This is a genomic window from Yersinia similis, assembly GCF_001053095.1.
In the GTDB taxonomy this organism is placed as follows: Bacteria; Pseudomonadota; Gammaproteobacteria; order Enterobacterales; family Enterobacteriaceae; genus Yersinia; species Yersinia similis.
In genome coordinates this window covers 23,272-30,670 of the sequence record NZ_CGBP01000041.1, presented here as the reverse complement: position 1 = coordinate 30,670, position 7,399 = coordinate 23,272, and the positions used below count along the sequence as shown (strand labels likewise).

Here is a 7,399-nt window from a genome sequence, read left to right as displayed (position 1 = left end):
GCTGAAGACCACCGTCGCACCGGCGACCACATTGCCGCTTATATCCTGTACCAACGCCTGCACCTGGTTGCTGTCTGCACCATCCGCCACCGCGCCGTCAACCGGCACACTCAGCGTAATAAGTGTGGCTGCGCCGGCGATAAAGTAGGTATTAACCGTCTGACCAACAGGATCGCTTACTAAAGTGGCTTTGACTGTAGTGGTACCTATAACCAAGTTGGTGAGTGTGGTTTCTGCATAACCATTACTGTCTGTCACCACTGGGTTTTGTGCCAAAATAGCACCATTCCCAGCCTCAAATGTTACAGAAACACCCGGTACTGAATTACCATTTGCATCAACAACCCACGCACGCACCACGTTGGTGTCAATTCCATCAGCTTTGGCATTGTTATCAATTGCGGTCAACGTAGAAACAACCGCCGTCCTCTGATCAGCAGAGAACGTCATTGCCATAGTCATACCCACCAATGCAGGAGATGTCACGCTAACAACAGACTCTCCTGCCCGAAGGTTTGTTAATGTGGCATTAATCGTGCCATCTGCACCGGTATTCGGTGTTGAAGCAACAACTATCGCGCCATTATCCACCTGAATACTCACTGGCACATTTGGCACGGCACTGCCCATCGCATCCTGTAACACGACTTGGATTTCATTCTGGTCGATACCATCGGCAACCGCCCGGTCAGTCACTTTCACCAAACTGATCACGGCTATCGCCCCAGGTTTAAATGTCGTATCAACCTGTTGAGATTGGCCTCCCAATGTTGCAGTAACTACAGAAACCCCTGCGGTGGTATTGGTCAGCGTGGAGTCGGCGATCCCCTCGGCATTGGTTGTCACTGTTTGATCGATGACTGTTGCGCCATTACTGGCGCTGAATGTCACAGATTGGTTAGCCACAGGGTTAGTATAGGCATCGGTAACCTTCGCCCGAACAACGTTAGTGTCACTGCCATTAGCCACTGAGTCATTTGTTGTCACTGTCAGATTTGCGGCGGTGATCTCCGCCGTACTTTCATCAGCCACAAACGTCGTATCCACACTTCGACTACTAGAACCCAACGTGACGCTAACCGCACTCACACCCGCGACAGTATGTGTCAGAGTGGTACTGGCAGTGCCATTAGCCCCCGTCCTTGCCTCTGTTGTACTTAATGTTGCCTGAGTATTAACCGCAAAGTTGATGACCTGCCCGATAACCGGTTGGCCGTCGCCATCGGTTACTGTGGCTTGTACCGTGTTGGTCGCAATACCGTTAGCCGTCGCATTATCAATCGTTGTCGCCAGATGGCTGATTACCACGGTCTCTGGACGAGTGACTTCAATGGATGTCACAGCTCGATTTGAGGCGTTCCCTTGGGCATCATAAGCAACCGCACTTATGCTATGTGTGTTACTTGTTCTGAGAATATGCTGATAGAAAGGTAATGTAACCGCCAATGAACTCTGAGTTAGTGGAGAGGTACTGCCGCCCGCATTTTCTAACGGTGTCGCATCCCATTCAATGCGGCTAAAGCCATATTTTGCACGTACCTGTGCGGTCAATGTAATGGCACCGCCACCCGAACCACTGATTCTGTCAGGCAGAACCAGATGTATTAATTCCTGCTTTTTATAATCCAGAACAATATTATTATTACGTTCAACCAGATCATAACGGCTGCCCGCTAGTGTCCGGTTAGCTGCCACCGCTGACTGATCAATCTGATCACTCCACGGTTGCCCCATGCGGTAATTCAGTTGCACATTAACGCTGGTATTATTGTTGTTACCTTTCCCCTCACGGTGTTCTGCACCAATAGTGACTAAAGGAACCGGGGTGTAATTAACCCCCAACGTCACAGCATGTGGGTCCTTCTGGCGATCATCCTTACCAAATAAGGCGACTTCATCGCCACGGTATTTTTCGTACATTAATTTGCCGCCTAATTGTGGATAGGCGGGTAAATAAGCCTCGGTACGAATATCGAAACCATCAGCCGGACGCTCATCGTAACTACTGAAATCACGAGATTGATGCCAGCCGGTCAAACCAAAATAGGTGTTAGCGGAGAATCTAAGGTAGTCAGTCGCAACTTCAGCACCTACCCCCACACGCCGGTTTTTTCCAGTAAGATCATTGTCAAAGAAGGTATTAGCACCATACATCCAATCACCTTGATACTGACGTATTCCGGCACCGATATTCACTGTGTTGCGGCTGTCTTTATTACGGACACCAAGTTGAGTAAACAAGAGTGAACTTTCACTGTCTCTGAGTGGTACCAGTAGGTCCAGCGCGCTGTTATCTAGCTTAAAATCGTTATCTACATTCAACTGTACCCGTGCGGTACCAAACTGGTTCAACCACTGTTGAGAAGATGAGTTAATTTCATTTGTCACTGCTGAGCGCGCCATATTACTTGCGGCATCAGAGGTATTGTTATTAGAAAGTAACTTACCTGCTCCCATGGCATTTCTGGCTAACAAATCATCAACATCTTTTTTATTATTTTCATTAGGATTATTGCTAAAGAAAGATGACTCGTTGCGGGGAACTTCAATCTCATCCCCCGTAGTCAGTGACGAGAAAGGCTTGGAAAAGGTGCGATAAGCATTCAACTTTTTCAGTTCATCAACCGTAATATTATATTTTTTTGCTATCGATTGAATAGAGTCACCCGGCCCCAGCGTATAAGGTTCAGTAGCACGTGCAGCAGGAGGTAAAATAGACGCATTAACTGGCGTTATGACTGAGGTTGGGGCTGAATTAGTCGTGTTTGCGGCAGCAATTGCGGGCGTAAAAGAGAGGCTTAGTGGGAATGCAAGTTGAAAGAAAAGTGTAATCCATGCGACAACTTTTATTTTTCTGGGGTGTCCCTTTTCTTTCACATTATGGGTACGAGAAGTGTGATGAGACAACTTCCATTTCCAAGAAATGAGGATAGCCCTAAAATAATTTGACATGGATACTTAACTCACAAATAGAAATGCTATTAATAAAAAATCCTGAACAGTTTAAATGTCTACTTACATTGCTCAGAGACAATCCAAATTAAAACAGCCCAACAATAACATTACAAAACAAATGGTTATTGAGGGCAATTTATTAACAATCGTAAATCAAAAAAAACATAACGTATTGAAATAAATGTAAATTACATCAATTTGGCATGTTTGTGTTTATCATTATCGTATTTTTGGTTAAATATAAAATCATAAACAGTTGTGAGATGTATCATTTGAAATTTAATATCCCTGTAGTCGAAAATCCTGTTAAATGTTACTTCAACCTTCTTTTAGCGTTTATTACTAAAAATACTTTTTCTAGCCTTGCGTCATGGAACCAACCCATTAGTCCTCCCTTACTGGAAGATAGGTTAAAAACAAATTTAAGTAGTGAGATTTCATTCGCACAATAAAATAGGATTATCTGCAAAAAATGCGTAAAACACATAACCCGTTATGAATGAACAAAAATCTTCTGACACACCACATAAAAAGTGGAACCATCTCAATAAACTAGAATTTATATTTATCTCGTACCATAAATATTGTGCATATGCACAATTATGTCAAACGCAGAAGCATCTTTAGTGACCATAACCTCATATAGAGATTAACCTTAAATTTTGTCTGTGCATTATATTCTAAAAAAAAACCTAAAAATATTTTTAACATCCTAAATTTATATTTTAGGATTAATGCCCGAAAAGGGTTGATGGGTAAGTGAGAATGACAATGATGTGACATCTTAAACAGAATCTTGTTTCCCCAACAATGACTACTCTTATATTCTTTTCTGCAGGGATGCTTTCTTGTGATCTGTGCATCTCTACCCGCCATACTTCAAGTTGCATGTGCGTTGGCTACGTTCAATACCTCGAATTACTTAGGGTATAGTCACATTAATAAAACTTAATATTCGTCACTTAAAAAAGTCACGTGTTATACGGTATTCAATTCAAAATGATTGCAGTGATCATGACATCCTTTATTGAAAATAATCTCATCGATAATTAAACCAACACTACGCCCTTATACGATATAAACAGCCATTTTGTGATAAAAATACAGTATCGATACAACTTATCTTTATGCTTAATAGAATAGAATACAAATTCCTTTTTAGTCCGCAGGATGTCAATAAATGGCATCATACGGATAAAGCCTCTTTCGGTGGCGTAGCAGAGAAGCGGTTAGGGCATAGAAAATAGGTATCAATATCTAAACAAAAATATTCGATTAAAATATAAAAAAACCCTGACCATAAGATCAGGGTTTTCCGTTATTATTTGTTGGTTGTTTCGCGATAACCGGTTACAGCAGAATACGTATTGATGCCTTCAAGCCCTTTAAATACGGGATGTCGTCAGTGTTGTTTTACTTTGGGTACACACTAAAACGGCGTGCTCGCCTGATTGGCTATTTTATTCTCGACTTCCACCACTGGTGTAATTTGGATTATCACTTTTCCAGAGAAAAAATTGCGGCCTTGCTGACACCTGTCTGCGCAGAAATGACCAAATACGACAGGGCTTTATCAAATCTCAGACGTAGCACATGCAGGATCAATTCAGGGTTATCTGCCCAGTGCCGTCTTTCGTGCATTCATCTTAAATGTCCTTTTACTGCGAAAATGGACATTAGTATCGGAAACAGGAAAGACAGGTGGTAAAGCAGTACCGCTTTTCTCCCCATAGAGATAGTCTCAGTGACATTCTGTCAAGGCTATAGGTTCATTATGAATAGCTTAATATTACAGGTGCTATTTACTCAGAGTAACGACAATTTTTTCAAGAAAAGATTGGGCGTTATACCCCCATGAAGCGGGAGAAAACTCCCCCTCCGCAAGGTCGGCAAATTCAAGTTCTAATTCTTTTTCTTCCGGATACGCTGTTAACAGCATATTAGCTTCATCAATCGTTTTTTGGATTGTTTGTTGGTTTTCTGTATTCCTGTAAGAGGCAAGTATCTCATCTACACCTTCGCCAAATAAATCATAATCTTGCCCGAAAAAAACACGAACCAGAGTTCCAAGATGGATGGCTTTCATTCAGCGTCAGCCTTGATGCTGTAAGGCAAGATTCTGCACATCATGCAAAAAACCTTGAGGTGTCGTTCCCCACAGTTCTGGCGAAAAATCATCACCCCAGCGCGTGTTAAGCTCATCATCAAGTGTATTGGGATACGCGGCTGTAAATTCAGCTATGTCTGAAATCAGCGTCTCAATCTGCGAAGGCGGGTTGTCTTGAAGATAAAAAGCCATAACACCCGCGATTGTTGTAGCCCCTGTAATTTCATAATAATCCTGTCCAAAATAAATTTGTATCAGGTGCTCTAGTGCCGAAAAATTACCCATTATTTTCATTGTACCGTCTCTAAAACGTGGGGTAAGCGGTAAGAATATAGTATGGTTTGCCGTGTTGAACTTGCCGCCCAGACTTTAATCCATTCAGTGTTGGATCTTAGCGCATCGGAAATACTTTCTTCGGTAAGTTCCGTGCAGGGGGTAACTATTAAGAAAACGTTCTTAAATTCCAGTCGTTGTGTACTCCCTCTTTTATACCCATACCCTATGACTCTCCCTACTGGGTATCTGATTTGAAGCAATACTCCTTCCTTTCCCCCTGAAACAGCAGATTTTATGATGCTTTATGCCTGTTTTAAAATGCGACCAAGAGCCTTCTATCCCGTCTGTACATTGTAAAACACACCGTTGACTACATCGAGGGTGAGCGTTGGCCGATGTAAGCAGCGTCGTATTTCTGTTGTTATGCCGGGCAGTGGGGGGTATAAAACGCGGAGTTACTCTGAAAATAAAAACAGATTTACATTATAAATCAATTTGTTAAATACGTTACCACTCACAATTACAGCACTATGAAGGTAGAACAACTGATTAAAAAGTTATTAGGTAGAAGTATATGCGACAGCATACGACAAACAAAGCCCGCTCACTGGCGGGCTTCCGGGTTTTCCACGACGATATGACACGCTATGCGGCGCTAAAAAATAGTCTACAGCAGAACTCGCAGCATACGGCGCAGCGGCTCAGCGGCTCCCCATAACAGTTGATCACCAACGGTAAAGGCCGACAAATATTCTGGCCCCATATTCAGCTTGCGCAGGCGGCCAACTGGGGTGTTCAATGTGCCAGTGACCGCAGCCGGTGTTAGTTCACGCATACTCAACTCACGATCATTCGGAATAACCCGCACCCAGTCATTGTGCGTCGCCAGCATTTGCTCGATTTCGGCTAATGGAACGTCTTTTTTCAGTTTCAGAGTAAAGGCTTGGCTATGGCAACGCAGCGCACCAACACGCACACATAGGCCATCAACAGGAATAAGAGTACTGGTACTCAGAATTTTATTGGTTTCAGCCTGGCCTTTCCACTCTTCACGGCTCTGACCATTATCCAACGCTTTGTCGATCCAAGGGATGAGGCTACCGGCTAGCGGTACACCAAAATTATCGGTTGGTAACATGCCACTGCGAGTTGCTAACGTCACTTTGCGTTCAATATCCAAAATGGCAGATGCCGGGTCTTGCAACTCTTTTGCCACACCAGCATGCAACATCCCCATTTGGGTCAGTAATTCGCGCATATGGCGAGCACCGCCGCCAGATGCGGCCTGATAAGTGGCAACCGATGCCCACTCCACCAGATTATTGGCAAACAAACCGCCTAGTGACATTAGCATCAGGCTGACGGTACAGTTACCGCCGGCAAAGGTTTTGATCCCCTTATCCAGCCCCTGCTTAATCACATCGTGGTTAACTGGGTCCAGAATAATAATGGTGTCATCTTGCATACGCAGCGAAGAAGCGGCGTCAATCCAATAGCCTTGCCAACCAATTTCACGCAGCTTCGGATAAATTTCGTTGGTATAATCGCCCCCTTGGCAGGTGATGATGATATCCAATGCACTCAATGCATCAATATCATAAGCATCTTGCAACGTACCTTGGTGGCCCGCGAAAGCCGGTGCAGCCTGGCCATGTTGAGAGGTAGAGAAAAAGACCGGGCGGATACCGTCAAAGTCGCGTTCTTCAATCATGCGTTGCATGAGCACTGAGCCGACCATACCGCGCCAGCCGATAAAACCAACGTTTTTCATTTTTACTGCCCTGCCTTGGAAGGTGACACCGATTTATGGATACCTGTCTTGTATAACTGCGCGCGGTTACCCAATGCAAGTGGGTTGCGGCAAGGTTGCAAACGCACAAATCCCAATAAGCTGACTCAGCTCAGTGAGCTGGGTATGTGAACGTGGCTAACACCACTACAACGTCAAGTACGAAGGGTATATCTAGCACGGCAGGCTGACTAAGATAGACTTGATACCACCTTACAAAATATGGGCAAAGTGGCAAGTGAATTTATTCGATACCAGAATGATTCAAAGAA

4 protein-coding genes and 1 pseudogene are annotated in these 7,399 nt (G+C 43.9%); all 5 read right to left on the bottom strand.

Features of this window, described 5'->3' with window-relative positions; genetic code table 11:
* The coding region (ilp, locus tag AC971_RS19870) for an inverse autotransporter adhesin Ilp (RefSeq protein ID WP_048677832.1) at window positions 1-2,952 on the bottom strand (2,952 nt) is incomplete at its 3' end.
* 1,509 nt (window positions 2,953-4,461) lie between these two features.
* Window positions 4,462-4,600: pseudogene (locus AC971_RS24505) on the bottom strand (IS66-like element accessory protein TnpA); the annotation flags it as partial.
* A gap of 153 nt (window positions 4,601-4,753) precedes the next feature.
* Complete coding sequence (locus AC971_RS19865) at window positions 4,754-5,041, bottom strand: contact-dependent growth inhibition system immunity protein (RefSeq protein ID WP_025381823.1); 288 nt, start codon at window positions 5,039-5,041, stop codon at window positions 4,754-4,756.
* 6 nt (window positions 5,042-5,047) lie between these two features.
* Window positions 5,048-5,347, bottom strand: coding sequence for a contact-dependent growth inhibition system immunity protein (locus AC971_RS19860; protein ID WP_025381824.1), 300 nt, complete (start codon window positions 5,345-5,347; stop codon window positions 5,048-5,050).
* A 658-nt stretch (window positions 5,348-6,005) separates the two neighbouring features.
* On the bottom strand, window positions 6,006-7,109 hold the full coding sequence (gene asd, locus AC971_RS19855; RefSeq protein ID WP_025381825.1) for an aspartate-semialdehyde dehydrogenase: 1,104 nt from the start codon (window positions 7,107-7,109) through the stop codon (window positions 6,006-6,008).
* Window positions 7,110-7,399 lie beyond the last annotated feature (290 nt).

Excerpts from the sequence above, each read along its gene's own strand:
- AC971_RS19865 (WP_025381823.1), bottom strand. The coding sequence starts at position 5,041 with ATGAAAGCCATCCATCTTGGAACTCTGGTTCGTGTTTTTTTCGGGCAA.
- AC971_RS19860 (WP_025381824.1), bottom strand. The coding sequence starts at position 5,347 with ATGGGTAATTTTTCGGCACTAGAGCACCTGATACAAATTTATTTTGGA.
- asd (WP_025381825.1), bottom strand. The coding sequence starts at position 7,109 with ATGAAAAACGTTGGTTTTATCGGCTGGCGCGGTATGGTCGGCTCAGTG.